12 protein-coding genes are annotated in these 14966 nt (G+C 62.2%); 2 read left to right on the plus strand and 10 right to left on the minus strand.

What is annotated here, in order from left to right:
* Positions 1-538: 538 nt before the first annotated feature.
* Both AWC03_RS21965 and AWC03_RS21970 read left to right on the plus strand, forming a co-directional pair.
* Entirely contained in the window at positions 539-1366 is an 828-nt protein-coding gene (locus tag AWC03_RS21965) for a mycofactocin-coupled SDR family oxidoreductase (RefSeq protein ID WP_085242815.1), read from the plus strand.
* 27 nt (positions 1367-1393) lie between these two features.
* Positions 1394-2191, plus strand: a complete 798-nt coding sequence (locus AWC03_RS21970) for an SDR family oxidoreductase (RefSeq protein ID WP_085242816.1) — start codon at positions 1394-1396, stop codon at positions 2189-2191.
* A 289-nt stretch (positions 2192-2480) separates the two neighbouring features.
* On the opposite strand, the gene AWC03_RS21975 is transcribed toward AWC03_RS21970, so the two are convergent.
* From AWC03_RS21975 to AWC03_RS22020, 10 genes are all read right to left on the minus strand, one after another.
* A complete protein-coding gene (locus AWC03_RS21975; protein WP_085242817.1) occupies positions 2481-3188 on the minus strand; it encodes a hypothetical protein in 708 nt (235 codons plus the stop codon).
* A gap of 62 nt (positions 3189-3250) precedes the next feature.
* Complete coding sequence (locus AWC03_RS21980; protein ID WP_085242818.1) at positions 3251-3988, minus strand: DUF1109 domain-containing protein; 738 nt, start codon at positions 3986-3988, stop codon at positions 3251-3253.
* Positions 3952-5421, minus strand: coding sequence for an MCE family protein (locus tag AWC03_RS21985; protein ID WP_085242819.1), 1470 nt, complete (start codon positions 5419-5421; stop codon positions 3952-3954). The genes AWC03_RS21980 and AWC03_RS21985 overlap by 37 nt, the downstream gene beginning before the upstream one ends.
* Before the next feature lie 4 nt (positions 5422-5425).
* Complete coding sequence (locus AWC03_RS21990; RefSeq protein WP_276328781.1) at positions 5426-6532, minus strand: virulence factor Mce family protein; 1107 nt, start codon at positions 6530-6532, stop codon at positions 5426-5428.
* Positions 6533-6585: 53 nt separating this feature from the next.
* Positions 6586-7929 (minus strand): virulence factor Mce family protein, encoded by a 1344-nt coding sequence (locus tag AWC03_RS21995; protein WP_085242821.1) that lies wholly within the window; start codon positions 7927-7929, stop codon positions 6586-6588.
* On the minus strand, positions 7926-9212 hold the full coding sequence (locus tag AWC03_RS22000) for an MCE family protein (RefSeq protein ID WP_085243108.1): 1287 nt from the start codon (positions 9210-9212) through the stop codon (positions 7926-7928). Before AWC03_RS22000 ends, AWC03_RS21995 begins: the two co-directional genes overlap by 4 nt.
* On the minus strand, positions 9209-10237 hold the full coding sequence (locus AWC03_RS22005) for an MCE family protein (protein WP_085242822.1): 1029 nt from the start codon (positions 10235-10237) through the stop codon (positions 9209-9211). Before AWC03_RS22005 ends, AWC03_RS22000 begins: the two co-directional genes overlap by 4 nt.
* Positions 10238-10289: 52 nt before the next feature.
* Complete coding sequence (locus AWC03_RS22010; protein ID WP_085242823.1) at positions 10290-11762, minus strand: MCE family protein; 1473 nt, start codon at positions 11760-11762, stop codon at positions 10290-10292.
* A 5-nt stretch (positions 11763-11767) separates the two neighbouring features.
* Positions 11768-12622 carry an ABC transporter permease gene (locus AWC03_RS22015; RefSeq protein ID WP_085242824.1) on the minus strand — a complete coding sequence of 285 codons (855 nt, stop codon included), beginning with the start codon at positions 12620-12622 and terminating at the stop codon, positions 11768-11770.
* The gene (locus AWC03_RS22020; RefSeq protein WP_085243109.1) at positions 12619-13452 is read right to left on the minus strand and encodes an MlaE family ABC transporter permease; all 834 of its coding nucleotides are present in this window, start codon (positions 13450-13452) and stop codon (positions 12619-12621) included. Before AWC03_RS22020 ends, AWC03_RS22015 begins: the two co-directional genes overlap by 4 nt.
* Positions 13453-14966: the final 1514 nt, after the last annotated feature.

The following is a 14966-nucleotide window of genomic DNA, read 5'->3' on the forward strand; positions in this document are numbered from 1 at the left end:
GAGGTCACATTATGACAGTCGACTGTCACAGTCAACGCACCGTCAATCCGGACCGCGCAAGGTAGATTTGAAGGCCGCAGGGGTGAGTCGCGTGTCCGCCAGGATCGGATCGGGGCCGGATTCAACCGGCGCGGCGTCGGAAACGATCCAGGCTGTGTAGACGTACGTGGCTAAGACAAAACAGATAACCCCGATGCTCGAGCAAAACAGCACTGGCCGAATGGTTTTGACCCTCGTAGGCTGTACTAACGGTCGGCTCGACGTTGCCGATAACGCGGGGACACTCCAGATCTGTCACTGCTCACGCCTCGTTTGGCGCATTGACGACCGCCCAATGATGACAGTCGAATGTCACAGACAGCTCGACTGGACCTTCCGCTCAGGCCGTCACTTGCCAGCTAATCGTGAATTATACAACTAGTTTGATGATTCTAAATGCTTGGCGTAGCATCCCATTCGTGGGACGGCTGACCCCATTTGATCTTACGCGCCTGGGCGCCGTGCCCCCCATCATCAATAATCGGCGAGAGGAACGGGTATGGCGGTACTTGATGGTCGGGTCGTATTCATTACCGGTGCCGCACGCGGCCAGGGCCGTTCGCACGCGGTGATGTGCGCAGAGGCGGGCGCGAACATCGTCGGTGTCGACATCTGTAAAGACCTCGACGTGGTGCCCTACAGGCTGGGAACGGCCAACGAATTGGAGGAGACCGCACGCTTGGTCGAGAAGACCGGGCGGGAGATGTTGTTCCGTACCGCCGACGTCCGCGACAAGGCCGCTCTGCAAGAGGCGTTCGACGCGGGTGTGCAGCACTTCGGCCACATCGACACCGTAATCGCGAACGCCGGAGTGATCCTGACCAACCCCGACGAAAGCGACGCCTCCGAAGCGCTTCGTGTCGGCATCGACATCATGCTGATCGGCGTCTGGAACGCGTTCCAGGTCGCGATCCCCCACCTCAAAGAACGCGGCCAAGGCGGCAACCTCGTAGCCACCAGCTCGATGGCTGCCCTGCTGGATCTCACCGACGGCCGCGGCGGCTCTGACGCCTATCTGATGTCCAAGCTAGCGATCACCGGCCTCGTCCGCGCATACGCGAATATGCTTGCACCGGCGCGTATCCGGGTCAACGCGGTCGCTCCGACGAACTGCGCGACGCCCATGATCACCGAGAACCCAGCCCTGTTCAAGGTCATCGAGGACAACCCTCACCTGGTCAGCGCAATGCAGACGGCGCTGCCGGACCTTCCCATGATCGAGCCCAAGGACGTCAGCAACGCGATCCTGTTCTTGATCTCCGACGCTGGGCGGTCGTTCACCGGAAGCCTGCTCAAGGTGGACGCAGGTATGGACGTGCGGCGCTAGCTTATCCCGGTTTATCGAGGAGCAGACGTGGACTACCGCATCACCGGCAAAACCGCGCTGGTCGTCGGCGGAAGCAAGGGCATCGGCTTTGAGGTCGCGAAAATTCTTGCTGCCGAGAGCTGTCGAGTAGCGGTACTCGCCCGCACCGAATCCGACATCGACGCTGCGGTCGATGTGATCCGCGCGCAGGGCGGCGCCGCAATGGGCCTCGTGGCCGACGTCAGTCACCAGGACGAGATGGACGATGCGGTCCGCCAGGTTCGATCACAGTGGGGGCCACCGCTGATCGTCGTGGGTCAGGCCAAGTACCAGCGGCCCGGCGATTTCGGCGACATCACCGACGTGAACTGTTACCGCGAGTCATTTGAACTGCACACGATGAGCCAGATCTTCCTTCTCCGGGCCGTGCTACCTGGTATGCGCGACGCTGGATGGGGGCGGTTCGTCCACGTCGGTTCGGCTACCGCGAAGGAGCCGGCCGGCAACATCCATCACGCGGTCGCCAACACCAGTCGCCCATCGACGATCGGGCTGCTCAAGACAGTGTCCGACGAATATGCCCGCTACGGCATTACGGTGAATACCGTTGCGCCGGGCTGGATCGAAACCGACAACGCGATCGCCTACATCGATAAGAATCTGGGGGCCGGCACCGATGAGCAACGACGCGAGTACATGCTGACCCAGGCCCGAGTGCCAGCGGCGCGGATGGGCAAGCCGCATGAGATCGCCTCGCTTATCGCCTATCTCTGTTCCGAGCCTGCAGGCTATATCACCGGCAGCTGGATCGAAGTCGATGGCGGCCTGCACCGGTCAGCGTTCTAAACGCCACCGTACTTCTTGACCAGCTCGCCCTGGCACAGATTGCCGGCATCGGGGACCTGCCAGCGGCGCCTCGAACGAGATCGACCGCGCCCGCCGCTGGAGATAAGGCGTAACACCCGTCAATGATCGGACCCCACCAGTCGATCATCTGCTTCTGGATATCCATCTGCTGGCCTGGTCACGACGGCATCGACGACACCAATACCGAGGACGCCTATCCTGCCTGCCATCGATGCCGCGAACAACAATGATCCCGATCTACAGCTGCGGTATTCGAATTAGCCTTAAATTAGATCGGATCGAACGATGAGATCAGCCATCGGCTGCCGACCCTGTCCAATGTCACCCGGACGGTGGATGCGGTGTCGGTAGGCGCATCATTGCCAACGGTCACAACCTGGTCGACATACACCAGAGCGACCGCGTGGTTTGGTGTCGCCGACACCGAGGCGGCAGCGGGCACGGTGGCGATCGCCGAGATGTGGTCCTTCTTGGCGCCGGGTATCACCACGTCGCGGACCAAGTCTGTGTAAGAGTCCCGAAACTTGCCGGTCAATCGGCTACGGGCGGCCCCCAAATCCTTTTCCACGCTGTCGGGCTGGTAAGACAACAGCGAGATGGTGGATTCCTTGGCCGCTGCAACCGACTCGATCGCGGCGGTTCCAGAGTTGCGGATCCACCCGTCTTGCCACTTCAGGAATCCAGCGGCCGCCGCGACTAGCAAGGCCAGCACGGGCAGCACTCCGAAGGCCAACACCCCAGACCATTTAACTCTGCGCCTACGCACCGGGAGCTCAACGTCTTTCGGCTCCTCGGTTTCAGTGTCCGCATCCTCGGAAGACGCTTCCTCTGACGCAAGAATGTCTTGTATTGCGCTGATGCCTTGGGCATCACCGGTCGTCCGAGGGTCATTTGGCGCGCTTGCGGCCTGGTCAGTCGTCTCCTCGGTGACCGTGGCCTCGTCTTGCTCGGCGGTGGAATCAATTTCAACCGGCACAGCGATGGTTCTCTTTCTGGCTCTTAGACTTAGTGCTCGGTGCTTGCCGAGCTGGAAGTTCCTCATGGCACGAAGGCGACGTTGGAGACTTTCGCATCGTTTCCGACCTTTTGCACGGTGATTCGCATTCGCCAATGTCGCTGATCCTGTTCGGCCGCACCGAGATTCGATGTCTTCACGGACACAGCAACCAGAACTTGGGCTTCGTTGCCCGATTGCGACTCCACGCCCGCCTCGGTGATCGTTCCTACCGACTTCGACTGCGCTTTCTTGACGACGTCGATGAAGGGTTTCGATCGATTCGAGAAGTCGTCGTAGAAAGTGCCCGTCGCCGAGTCCAGAATGCGCTGGATGTCGGCATCGGCGTGTTGCCAGTCGATCGTCGTCAGGTTCAGTGCCCCTTGCCTTGCGACCTGCACTAAGAACTCGCGCTGCTCTTGGGCCTGGTGTGACTGATACATTCGAAACCCGAACCACCCGGCCAGCGCCCCCAGGGCGGCGACTGTGACCAGGCCCAACACTGTTGCCAGCCGTAGCGGCGACATCCGCTTGTTGACTGGCGCAGCCTCTTGCGAGGCATCGTCGACTTCGTCATCAACCGCGGGGCTGTAATCGTCGGCTTCGTCGGTCAAGTCTTCCGCCGCCTGCGCCGATGCGAGTGCCGCCGCGGCGCTCTTCTCCTTCGAGGTGACCTGGTTGGGCAAATCCGACGAACCCTCGTCGGTGTGTCCGGCCGAGGTTATCGCCGCCGATCCCGTTTCACTCAGCTCCTCTTGGGAGGAATCAGCATGCTCTGCCATGTTTGCTCCTTTGTGGCCCCGTGGGCCAGGTCTGCTTGGGTATACATACGCCCGTCTGGCCCCACGTACATGCCGGTGGCTGGGTCGTATTGGACAGCCGCGATGGGAGGTGGTGGCGGACCCGGCGGCGACGGTGGTGGGGCCTGCCCGGACGGCTCCTCTCCTGGCCTGAGCTGCGGGACATCCTGCCCGGTATACGTCGCGTTCGGGTCACCCTTCCAGTTCCACCCATCATTGAGGGGAACATACGTCTCGTCGCTTTCGCACATCTTCACCGTCGGGGCGCGCTTGCCCGGGCGGGTCTCACACGGCAGGTTGCGCGCGCCGCGCACGTCGAGCATCGAGTCTTGCGGCACCCGGCAGTATAGGTCGCCTTTAGGTGGATCCGGGTAGTCCTCGTAGCTGGGAGACCGCCGCTGCTGGGCGGGCAGGAACCCCGTGGTGCATGGCGGCGGCCAGTTGAGGTTCAGGTTGAAGGCGAGGTAGCTACCCAGGTAATCCTGTTTGGTGTTCCTGTTGGGCACCCCCGTCGCCTGGACGTCGGCCGCCCCCTGCGGTAACTCCACCAGGACAGCTTCCAGGTTATCCCGGTAGGTGACCCCCACCTGCCCAACACTGACCAGATTGGCCAGCACGATCGGCAATGTGGGGTTGAGCCGGTCGAACAACTGCCGGGCCTCGGCAGCTGCTGGGCCGCCGGTGCTAAGCAGGCCCGCGACCGCGGAGTCGTTGTCCCGCAGCTGCGACGTGATGGTCGCCAGGTGGGCGGCCCACTCCTGCACCGCATTCGATGACTGAATCTGGCTGTCCAGCAGTGGCTTTGACCCGTCGATCAAGGTCACGAGCGCGTCGAGGTTCTTTCGGCTGTCAATCGCGAGCTTCGAGGTCCCATTCACCAGCCGGGACAGTTCTGGGCCGAGCCCGCCGACGGCGGCATAGGAGTCGTCGACCACCGTTTTGAGGTTGTCGCGCGGGATCGCGTTCAGGCCACGATTGGTCGCCTGCAGCAGCGAGTTGAGGCTTGGCGGAATAGAGGTGCGGTCCACGGGGATCACGTCGCCGTTTGTCAGCGACGGCCCCTTTCCGGTGCGCGGCAGCAGCTCAACATATTGCTCGCCGACCGCGGACACGCTGTGCACCTGGGCGCTCAGATCCGCGGGGATACGAACATCGGAATCCAACTGCAGCACCGCCTCGGCGCCACTATTGGTTAATCGCACGTCGCGCACTCGGCCCACCTCCACTCCGCGGTAGGTGACGTTGCCTCCGGGATAGAGGCCAGAGGCCTGGGCGAGCTGCACCGTGACTGTATAGCGGTCGACCCCGAAGAACACGGTCGGGACCTGCATGTAGTCGAAGAACATGATGGTACCCGCGGTGAGGCTGACAACCGTGAAAACCAGCAGCTGGATTTTGATTCGCCTGGTGAGCATGAGATCAGCGCCCCTGATCGAAGTGGTAGGGGACAACCAGCGGGTTACCGGGATTGTACTGGCTTCCCGCCATGCATGGGCTGGGCATCTGGCCGATGGTGCGGCCCCACTGCAGCTCTAGCTCAGTCAGATTGCACTCGAACCGGGTACCGGTGAAAAATGACGAGTCGAGTCGGCTCAGCGTCAGGTCGATGATGGCAGTCAGGTTCGCGTAGTCGCCGCGTATCCATTTGCTGAGTGTGCTCGTGGGGAACGGGAAGGTCCCGTAGAAATCCAGCGATCGAGTCAGCGCCGGCCCGGCATCAGCCAGCGACTGCAGCACCGGGCCAAGGTCCTTGAGTTCCTTGACCAGGTTTTCCTTGGTCTTGTTGACCGAGTCAGCGGCAAGTGCGCCGAATCTGCTGAGGTCACCGAGCGCGTCGGCCAGGGCGTTCCGCTCGTCTTTCAACACGCTCAACGCATCCGGGATGGTCTTGGCCGCCCTGTCGATCACCGGCTTCTGGTCGGCGAATTGACCGACCAGGTTGTTGAGACTGTCCGTTGCGGCGATGATGTCGTTTTTTTGGTCGTTGAGGTAGCCGACGAACGTGTCGAGCTGTCCCAGCAGGCTTCTTAAGTCCTCCTCGCGGCCGGTGAAGGCGGTGCTCAAGGCTTTGGTGATGTCCTGGACTTGGCCGAGACCGCCGCCGTTGAGCACCAGCGAAAGCGCGGCCAATGTCCGTTCGGTAGACGGGTAGGTGCCGGCTGACGACAGTGGGATCAGCGACCCGTTTTTGAGCTTGCCTTCGGGCGAGATCCCAGAAGGCGGTGGAGCCAGTTCGACGTGTACCGACCCCAGCAGGCTGGTCTGCCCGACCGTGGCGGTTGCGTTGGCGGGCAGGTCGACGTTGCCGTCGATCGTCATGGTCACCAACGCATGCCAGCCCTGAAGCTCGATATTGGTCACCTTGCCGACAGTGACATCATTGACCCGAACCCGGGAATTCCGTTCCAGATTTTGCGCATCGGGCATCTGCGCCTGAATGGTGTAGGAACCCGGGCCACCCCCTTTGGTTCCCGGCAGCGGAAGCGAATTCGCGCCGCGGAACCCGCAGCCGGACAGCGTCGCCAAAGCAAGTACCGCCACCACCCCTATGGCTGCGCGCGACAAGCACCGTGATCGGCTCACTGCCCACCTCCGTGCGGCGCCATCATCCCGCGCAGGCCGTCGGCTGGATTGGTCGGCACCGGTTGGGCGGCCGCCGCCGGCGCCTGCGCCGCCAGCGGCGAGGGTGAGGCCTGCACTGGGGTGTTTGCCGGCGGCGGGTTGGCGGGGGCGGGCGCTGCTGGCCCCGGAGGAACATAATCGGGCCGCAGCCAGTCCTCGCTGTAGGTAATTTCGTTGGGGCGCGCCGTGGCTCCGACGAAAAGATTCTCGCCCAGCGGCGGGAAATTATATTGACGGTTCTTAAAGATCGGCGCCAGATACTGCACACAGAGTTTCGCTGACTCTTTGGCGCCCCGGCGCGAGGCCGCTTCTATTGCGCTGCACAGGAACTGGATCGGGTTGGCGAATTGGTTCACCGCCAACGTGCCGGTCAATACGCCCTGCGCGGGTTGGTAGATGTTGAGGAAGTTCTGGAAGGCTGTCGGGGCGACGTGCAAAACCTGTTTGATGTCGTCGAGGCTCGCGTTGAGCGCCTGTGACACCGACGCCAGCCTGTCGGAGGTGGTCCCCAGCGTCTCGCGGTTATCGGCCACAAAGTTTCGCACGTCGTCGGCCACCTCGTTGAGGTTGCGAACCGCATTTCCGACCTCGTCGGGATCGTTGGCCAACAGGTTCGTCACCGCGGCCAGGTTCTGGTTCAGTTGTCGCAACAAGTCGCTGCTGTCATGTAGTGCAGAGACCAGGATCGACAGGTTCTTGACCGTGGTGAACAGGTCGTTGCTGTGGTCGCCGATCGCGGATACCGCCTGTGACAGCTTGATGATGGTGTCGCGGATGTCTGGACCTTGGCCGCGCACATTCTCGGCGGCCGTGTTGATGAACGCCCCCAAAGTGCTGGTGCCGCCCGGTGTGGTGGGCTGTAGTGTCTGCGTCAGTTTCTCGAGCTGCTGGCGCAGGTCGTCGTATTCGACCGGAACCGCGGTGCGGTCCTGCGGGATCACCGCCCCAGCCCGCATCACTGCCCCGCCCGTGTAGGCGGGGGTCAACTGGATGGATCGTGGCGTCACCAGGGACGGCGACAGGATCACGGCTTTGGCGTCGGCGGGCACCTTGTACTTCTCGCCGTACCAGAAGGTGATCTTGACGCGGCTGGGCTGCGGTTCGATTTTCTCGACCTTGCCGACGCGCACGCCGAGAATGACAACGTCGTCCCCGTTGTAGAGGCCAGTGCTATCCGCGAAATATCCGATGACAGTGGTTCGGCCGATGCCGCTGGCCGACCGCACCGCCGTGACGATGCCGCCGATCAGTAGTACTACTAGCGCCACGGCTAAGCCGATCTTGGCGTTTCGTGAATTCACTGTCCACCGCCTTGATCCGGCTGCGGACTCGGAAGCGCGGGAGGCCCTGGCGGCGGTCCGCCGGGTGGCGGTGCGGGTGGCGGCTCCCGATACGGATAGCAGCCAGGGCCGGGCAACGCCACCCCGGGTAAACCGCACGGATGGTCGCTGGGGTTGCCGGTGATGGCATCCGGGATGGTCATGCGTGGTTCCCCGCCCTGACCGGTCCGCGGGTAGGGCATCGGTAGCGGCGGTGTGCCCGGCTGGCCGACCTCCGGGTCGGTGAGCTGCGAGGGCAGCAGCACGTTCGGGTCCAGGCCCAAATCGGAGAAGGCCGCGTCGATGAACGGCTGCACGAACTGGCCGGGCAGCAGGTTGGCGACATACGCTTTGTAGAACGGCGTGGACGACACCGTTTCACCGAGTCTCAAGGAGAAGCTGTTCAGCCCTGTGAGTGCCTTTTGCACGCGTTCTTTGCGGTTGTCGACGATGGCTAGGACCTCGTTGAGCTTGTCCAGCGCCGGCTTGAGGGTGTTGCGGTTCTCGGCGATGAAGCCCCTGACCTGCTGGGCCGCCGCGGAGAGATTGTTGGAAATCTGGTCTAGCGCGCTGCTCTGGCTTTTCAGTTGCACTAAAAGCGCGTTGGTGTTGGCGATCAGCTTGACGACTTCGTCGCTGCGTTCGGCCAGCACCTTCGTCGCTTTGTTAGCGTTGCTCAACAGGTTTCGCAGCTGGGTGTCGCGTTCGTCTAGTGTCTGGGAGAATCGCGCCAGCCCCTGCACCGCGGCCTTGAGGTCGGGTGGGGTGTCCGAGAACGTGTCGGCCAGCACGGCCAGCGAGTTGGACAGTTGATCGGTATTCAACCCGCTGATGGTTGTCGTGAGGTCACCCAACGCGTCGGGCAATTGATAGGCCGGTCTGGTCCGGTCGAGCGGTATCGGGCCGGTCAGCTTTCCATCTCCACGTGGGGTGACCTCGAGGACCTTGTTGCCGAGAAGGGTCTTCAATTTGATTGCTGCCTCGGTGCGGTCACCGAGGCGCACGTTGCCGGCGACGTGGAACTTAACCAGCACCCGGGGTCCGTCCAGCTCGACGCCCGAGACTTGACCGACCCGCAAACCCGACACCTGAACGGCGTTGCCGGGGATTAGGCCACCGGCCTCGGCGAAGTAGGCCGAGTAACTTTTGCCCGTGTTGAAGAACGGCAGCTTGTCGTAGTTCAGGGATATCAACATGACAGCAGCGGTGATGCCGAGGCCGATGGCGCCGATGCGGAGCGGGTTGCGTTCGGAAAAGGTTTTCATCGCGGCGTGCACCTTCCGGTGGACTGGCCGGCGACCTTGATGTACACCGGTTGGCCCCCTTTACCGTTGACCTTCAGCACGACATCGCACAGATAGAAGCTGAACCAGTCGCCGGTTAGGCCCTGTCTGTTCAGAATTTTGTACGCGTCGGGCCATGTGTTGAGGTAATTGTCGAAGAAATCGCGATCGCTCAGCACGGTTCCGGCGGTCCGGTCCGTCTCAGCCACAACCTTTTTCAGCGGCGGGCGGGCGTGTGCTAGCAAATCGGCGATCGACCCGGCAGCGGCGTTGGCATATGCCACCCCGTTGCTGATGTCCTGCTTGCGGGCGTTGAGGCCTGCGACGAGTTCAGATAGCGAGTCGACGGCCTTGGCGAACTGCTTGCTCTGCCCGCTGAGCGAACCGAGCAGGGTGTTCAGGTTGGTGACGACTTGACCGATCAGTTGATCCCGGTCGGCCAGGGTGTTGGTCAGTGCCGCGGCCTGGGCGAGAAATGAACCGATCGTGCCGCCCTGGCCCTGGAAGGCTGCGATCAGTTGGCCGGTCAGCTTGTTCACTTGATCGGGGTCCAGCGCGCGGAACAGGGGCCGGAAGCCGCCGATCAGCGCGTCGAGGTCCAGCGCCGGCTCGGTGCGGCTCAGCGGGATGGTCGCTCCCGGATGAATTCTCTTCACTCCCCCGGCGCCCTCCTCAAGTGCTACATATCTGCCCCCGATCAGATCAGCAAAGCGGATGGCGGCCCTCGTCCCCTCGGTGAGCATCACCGAGTCGGCGGCGGAGAATTCCACGAGCACGGTCGCGTCGGGCTGGATGGTGATGTTTTTGACCTTGCCGACCTCGACCCCGGCGATGCGGACGAAGTTTCCGCCCTCCAGCCCGGACACGTTCGCAAAAATGGCCTTATAGGTCTTCTCCGGTTGGAAGCGGAGCTGGCCGAAGACGGCGACCAGCGCAAACGCGCCGACCAGGCACACGACCAAGTAGATGGCGAGGCGCCAGGTGGCGCCCGCCAAATTCTCTCGCATATCTGCCTTCCTCTATGGCTTCTGTTGACTCTCACCGTCGGCCGTCAAAGGCTCAAGGGGCAGGCGGCGGTGGCGGTACGCATGGCTGGTTGAGGATTCCGCATGTGGCTTGCACTCCGGACGGCACTGAGGGCACGAACGGTTCGGAACCCGCCGGCGGGGGGCCGGGTTCGCGCGGCCTACCCGACGGAGGCGCCGGCGGCAGGCCGGGATACAGCGGCGTTCCGTCCGGAGCGTAGAGCTGCGCACCGTAGGGTGCCGGGCTCGAGTATCCAGCCGTTCCAGGGACCGGACCCGGGGCCGGGCCGCCGGGGTGACGGATGCTGGGCGGTTGAGGGGTTCCCCTGGTGACTGGCAAATAGTCGACGTAGCCGGGGAAGCCGATACCGGGGTTGGGTCGCACATCCATTCCGGTGCCCCACCCCGAGTCGGTGACGAGGTAGCGCTGCGGCCAGTTCTTGGCAACGTCGGGCAACGAGCCACATCCTGGCTGGCCGCCGGGGCCGCCCTTGATGTCGTTGATCGGCAGATTGTCCGGGTAGCGGTAGGCATCCTTGCCCAGCAGCAACGCGACGTCCAAGATCTCCGAATATCCATTGGCGCCGCCCGAAGAATCCCGAGAGCCGAAATCGAGGGCGTTTTTCCCGCCGACCAGCGTGCAGGTCAGTTCCGGGTTGTACTTCATCAGCAGCCGCGAGGTGGACTCCAGCAAGTTGGCGCCGTGCACCAGGTTGTCCTTGTTCGGGCCGATCAAGTTGGTGCCGGCGCGGGAAAGGCCGCTGACATTAAGCAGCAACGAGTCGAGTTGCTTTGCGCTATCGGTGATCGTGACGCTTGTCGTGCTGGCAGCGTCCAGCACCGTCACGATGTTGCCTGCGGCCGCTCCGTAGGTGTCGCTGAACCCTTTGAGGGCGCGGTAGTCGGCACGGACCGTCTCGCTGCGCGGATTGATCGCCATCAGGACCTGGTTGAGGTCGGTGGTGGCCTCGCCGATCGCTTCACCCTTGCCGCGAAACCCGTCGGCAAGCGCAGTGAGCACGGCGTTCAGTTTGGGGACGTCGACCTGGTTCAACACCCCAACAAGATTCTGGAACACTGTGTTCACCTCGACGCCCACGTTGCGCGATTTCACCACCGCTCCAGCCGCCAGCCGTTGCGGGCTCGGGTGCGCGGGGGTAAGCAGGTCCACATATTTGGCGCCGAATGCCGTGGGGGCGGTGATTTCGGCGGTGACGTTGGCGGGAATGTATTCGAGCTGTTCGGGGTACAGTTCCAGCTGCAATTTCACCGGATCGCCCGGCTGAATTGACGCGACCCGGCCGACCTGCACGCCGCGTAACTTCACTTTGGCGCCGGGTTCCATAACCAGTCCCGCGCGGTCAGATGCCAACGTCACCCGGGCGTAGGGCCTGAAGTCCCTGTTGAATGCCCCGACCGTCAGCACGGTCAGCGCACCGATGGAGGCCAAAAGGATAAAGGTCCAGATCGCCGGATGCAGGCCGGCCTCACGACGTTTGCTCTTCATTGCCGCTACCCGGACAGGTGGAAGTTGCCGGAAATGCCATAGGCGGCCAGCGCCACCGCCAACGTCACCGCCACCGCGACGATCAGTGAGGTGCGCACGGCACGACCGACTGCCTCACCGACGCCGGCCGGCCCGCCCGTGGCATTGAATCCGTAGTACGTGTGCACCAACATCACCGTTATCGCGGAGGCGATGACTTGCAGCAGCGACCAAATGAGATCGGTTGGTTGCAGGTACGTATGGAAGTAGTGGTCATAGACACCGGGAGGTTGCCCGTAGACGAAAACAACAAGGCCGCGCGTGGCCAGATACCCGGACAGTGCCGCCAAACACCACAGCGGAACCACGACAATTACACCCGCTAATACTCGGGTTGAGACCAGGTAGGTGATCGTGTGGATGCCCATCACCTCGAGCGCGTCGATCTCCTCGTTGATCCGCATAGCGCCCAGTTGTGCGGTGGCACCCGCGCCGATCGTCGCAGCCAGTCCGATATCGGCGATCAGCGGCGAGCTGATTCGCGTGTTGATGTAGGCGGACGCGAAACCGCTTAACGCCTGCACCCCGACATCGGACAATGATCGGTACAGCTGGATGCCGACGAGTCCACCGGTTGACATCGTCAAGGTAGTGACGATGACTACGGTGCCGCCGATGATTGCCAGCGCGCCGACGCCCAGACTCATATTGGCTATCAGGCGCAGCGTCTCCACCTTGTAGCGGACGATAGCCTCCCAGACAAAGCCGAGCGCTCTAACATAGAAAGCGGTCTGACTTCCGAGCCGGTTCCATCCGTCGACAAAACGGCGCACAAAATTCGTCAGCTGTGGTAGCCGCTGCGCAGCCGGGAGCGCGCTCACATCGTCGCCTTTGCGGTGACCGCGGTCAGCACGACATTGATCACGAACAACGCCATAAACGTGTACACCACGGTTTCGTTGACCGCGTTGCCGACACCTTGCGGACCGCCACCTACGGTAACGCCCTTGTAGCAAGCGATGAAACCGGCAATGAGGCCGAACAGCATCGACTTGGCGAAGGCGATGACCACGTCGGTCAGCCCGACGAGCAGCGTCAGGCTCGCTGCGTAGGAGCCGGGATTGACGTGTTGGAAGTAGACCGAGAAGACATAGCTGGTGACCAAGCCGACGATAGTCATGACGGAGTTCAGGGCTAAGCCGTTGAGCCCGAGCGCAAGTACCCTGGGCACCAGCAGCCGTTGGACCGGGTTGATTCCCATCACCCGCATGGCGTCAAGTTCTTCGCGGATCGTGCGAGCGCCGAGGTCGGCGCACATCGCGGTCGCGCCAGTACCGGCAACTACGAGCACCGTCGCGATGGGGCCGATGTACACCACGGCGGCCAGCGCAGAGCCACTTCCCGATGCGTCGGCAGCACCGATTTCAACAAGCAGGACGTTAGTGATGAATATCGCGAGGGTGTTGAACGGGATCGCCAAGAAGACGGCCGGGGCCGCCGACACCCGGGCCACGAACCACGCCTGATGGATGAACTCACGCCAAGCAAAGGGCGGACGGGCCATCTGCGCCAGGATGTCCAGCGACAATGCGAAGAAGCTGCCGACCTCGCGCAGCGGCTTGCCGGCGGAAGCCGCCAAGGGACTGGCAACCAGGAGCGCCTCGACCCGCGCCGGCGCACCGGTGGCCGCAGGAATAGGAACTGTGTCCATTTCCACCACTAGCACACCCGTTGGTATCTAATCTCAGCCCGCATTCGACCGATGAATCCTCCCCGCAGCGGAAAGACGGCCCGGTGCCGCCTTCTAATGTGTGGCCCACAGCACAGCGGGACGCTACACCATGAGATTGAGGCAAAGCAACATAGGAATCGCTATTCTTAACAAACCGACCCAGCGGACATCCGTGGAGCTATCTCGATTTGCTGCGAGATCCGACAATGTTACCGTGAATGTCGCAATCTCTACGACCTGGGCCCCCCTTAGGCATTGCCTCTCCACACCGCCAGATAGCGCTGTCCACGTCAGGACCTCGCAGATATAGCCGCGTGGCGCCTGACTGAGCAGGTAGAACCCTTCTGGGCGTCGCGGCATTACGCCGCCACTTCAGGGTGACCGCCTGTGGCTACGATGGTTGCTGGAGGTGCGCATTATTTCCGCACGCTCAGCCACGAAATGATTCACATAAATTAAAACTACGACATTCGCAGAGCGATTTGTGAGCGCCACTCTTTTGGATTTATTCATTGACTGATAAGCAATACGTTTCGTGGAAATTCCCGTAGCGCCTATGGCTCGTCTTTGTCGTGTATCCTATACAAATAAAGCAATAAAGAGATCCGACGTAAATCAGACCGAATGGGTGGTGGGGCATGCCTCGCAGTCCGATCCCGACATCCCGGTCCCGAACGGCGTTGGACGCAGCATTGGACGGCCCGCCAGCCCACAAGTCCGACGCGGGCCCAGCAGCCGTCGGCCGGTGTCGATGCACTGGCGAAGCTGTGAACAGCGTTTATGCGCGGCGGCAAGCCTGAGAACTTGACATCGGTCGGTGCGGCCGCGGCTCCTCCGAGCGCCGAACCTCATTATCTAGTGCATCCTCACAACTACCAACGTGGCCCCGACCAGGCTGGGCAATTAATCGCTGCTCGCGGCTAGCCAGTCGGCCCGTCTAGGCTTTATTGCTCCGAGGGTCGGCGGTGCTCCCGTGAACAGGAAAGGCGCCGGCCGTAGCTTCCTCAGCAAATTATCTATCTATATATCGGGTTGTATCATTAGGTGATTATTTAGGAGTATTTGCTGAAGAATCTCAAGGGGTCTGCCCGGTACTGAAACCCAGTGAGTCGCACTCGCTGCTCGATCGTTGCCACCCGGTTAACTGGTCGGATATAACGTCGGTGGTGTACGTGCCGCATTGCCCTGATTGCCGGTTGTCCGGGTAGCCGCTTGAGTGATAGCGGAGCCTAACTTGCGGCGAACTGGGAGCAGTGGGAACTGCCTGCTGTGATGAGCTGACACTGCCAGCTAATCGTCAAGCCCCTCCACCACTTCTAGACCCAGGCTGCTGCTAACACCGCCACGTGGTAGGTGTTGTCCGGTACCAGTCGCTGCCGATCGTGTTGCATCAGTCAGCAGCGGCGGACCCGGGACGGCCGGTGGCGCGGTGGCGAGCCGCCGTAGAACTCCTCCACACGGGCAAAGCAGCTATCGAGCGTTGAGCTGCAGGC

Source organism: Mycobacterium europaeum (assembly GCF_002102155.1).
GTDB lineage: Bacteria > Actinomycetota > Actinomycetes > Mycobacteriales > Mycobacteriaceae > Mycobacterium > Mycobacterium europaeum.

What these genes read in the sequence shown, in the direction of transcription:
- AWC03_RS21980 (WP_085242818.1), bottom strand. Translation starts at nt 3,988, where the DNA reads ATGGCAGAGCATGCTGATTCCTCCCAAGAGGAGCTGAGTGAAACGGGA.
- AWC03_RS22000 (WP_085243108.1), bottom strand. Translation starts at nt 9,212, where the DNA reads ATGAAAACCTTTTCCGAACGCAACCCGCTCCGCATCGGCGCCATCGGC.
- AWC03_RS22010 (WP_085242823.1), bottom strand. Translation starts at nt 11,762, where the DNA reads ATGAAGAGCAAACGTCGTGAGGCCGGCCTGCATCCGGCGATCTGGACC.
- AWC03_RS22005 (WP_085242822.1), bottom strand. Translation starts at nt 10,237, where the DNA reads ATGCGAGAGAATTTGGCGGGCGCCACCTGGCGCCTCGCCATCTACTTG.
- AWC03_RS21965 (WP_085242815.1), top strand. Translation starts at nt 539, where the DNA reads ATGGCGGTACTTGATGGTCGGGTCGTATTCATTACCGGTGCCGCACGC.
- AWC03_RS21985 (WP_085242819.1), bottom strand. Translation starts at nt 5,421, where the DNA reads ATGCTCACCAGGCGAATCAAAATCCAGCTGCTGGTTTTCACGGTTGTC.
- AWC03_RS22020 (WP_085243109.1), bottom strand. Translation starts at nt 13,452, where the DNA reads ATGGACACAGTTCCTATTCCTGCGGCCACCGGTGCGCCGGCGCGGGTC.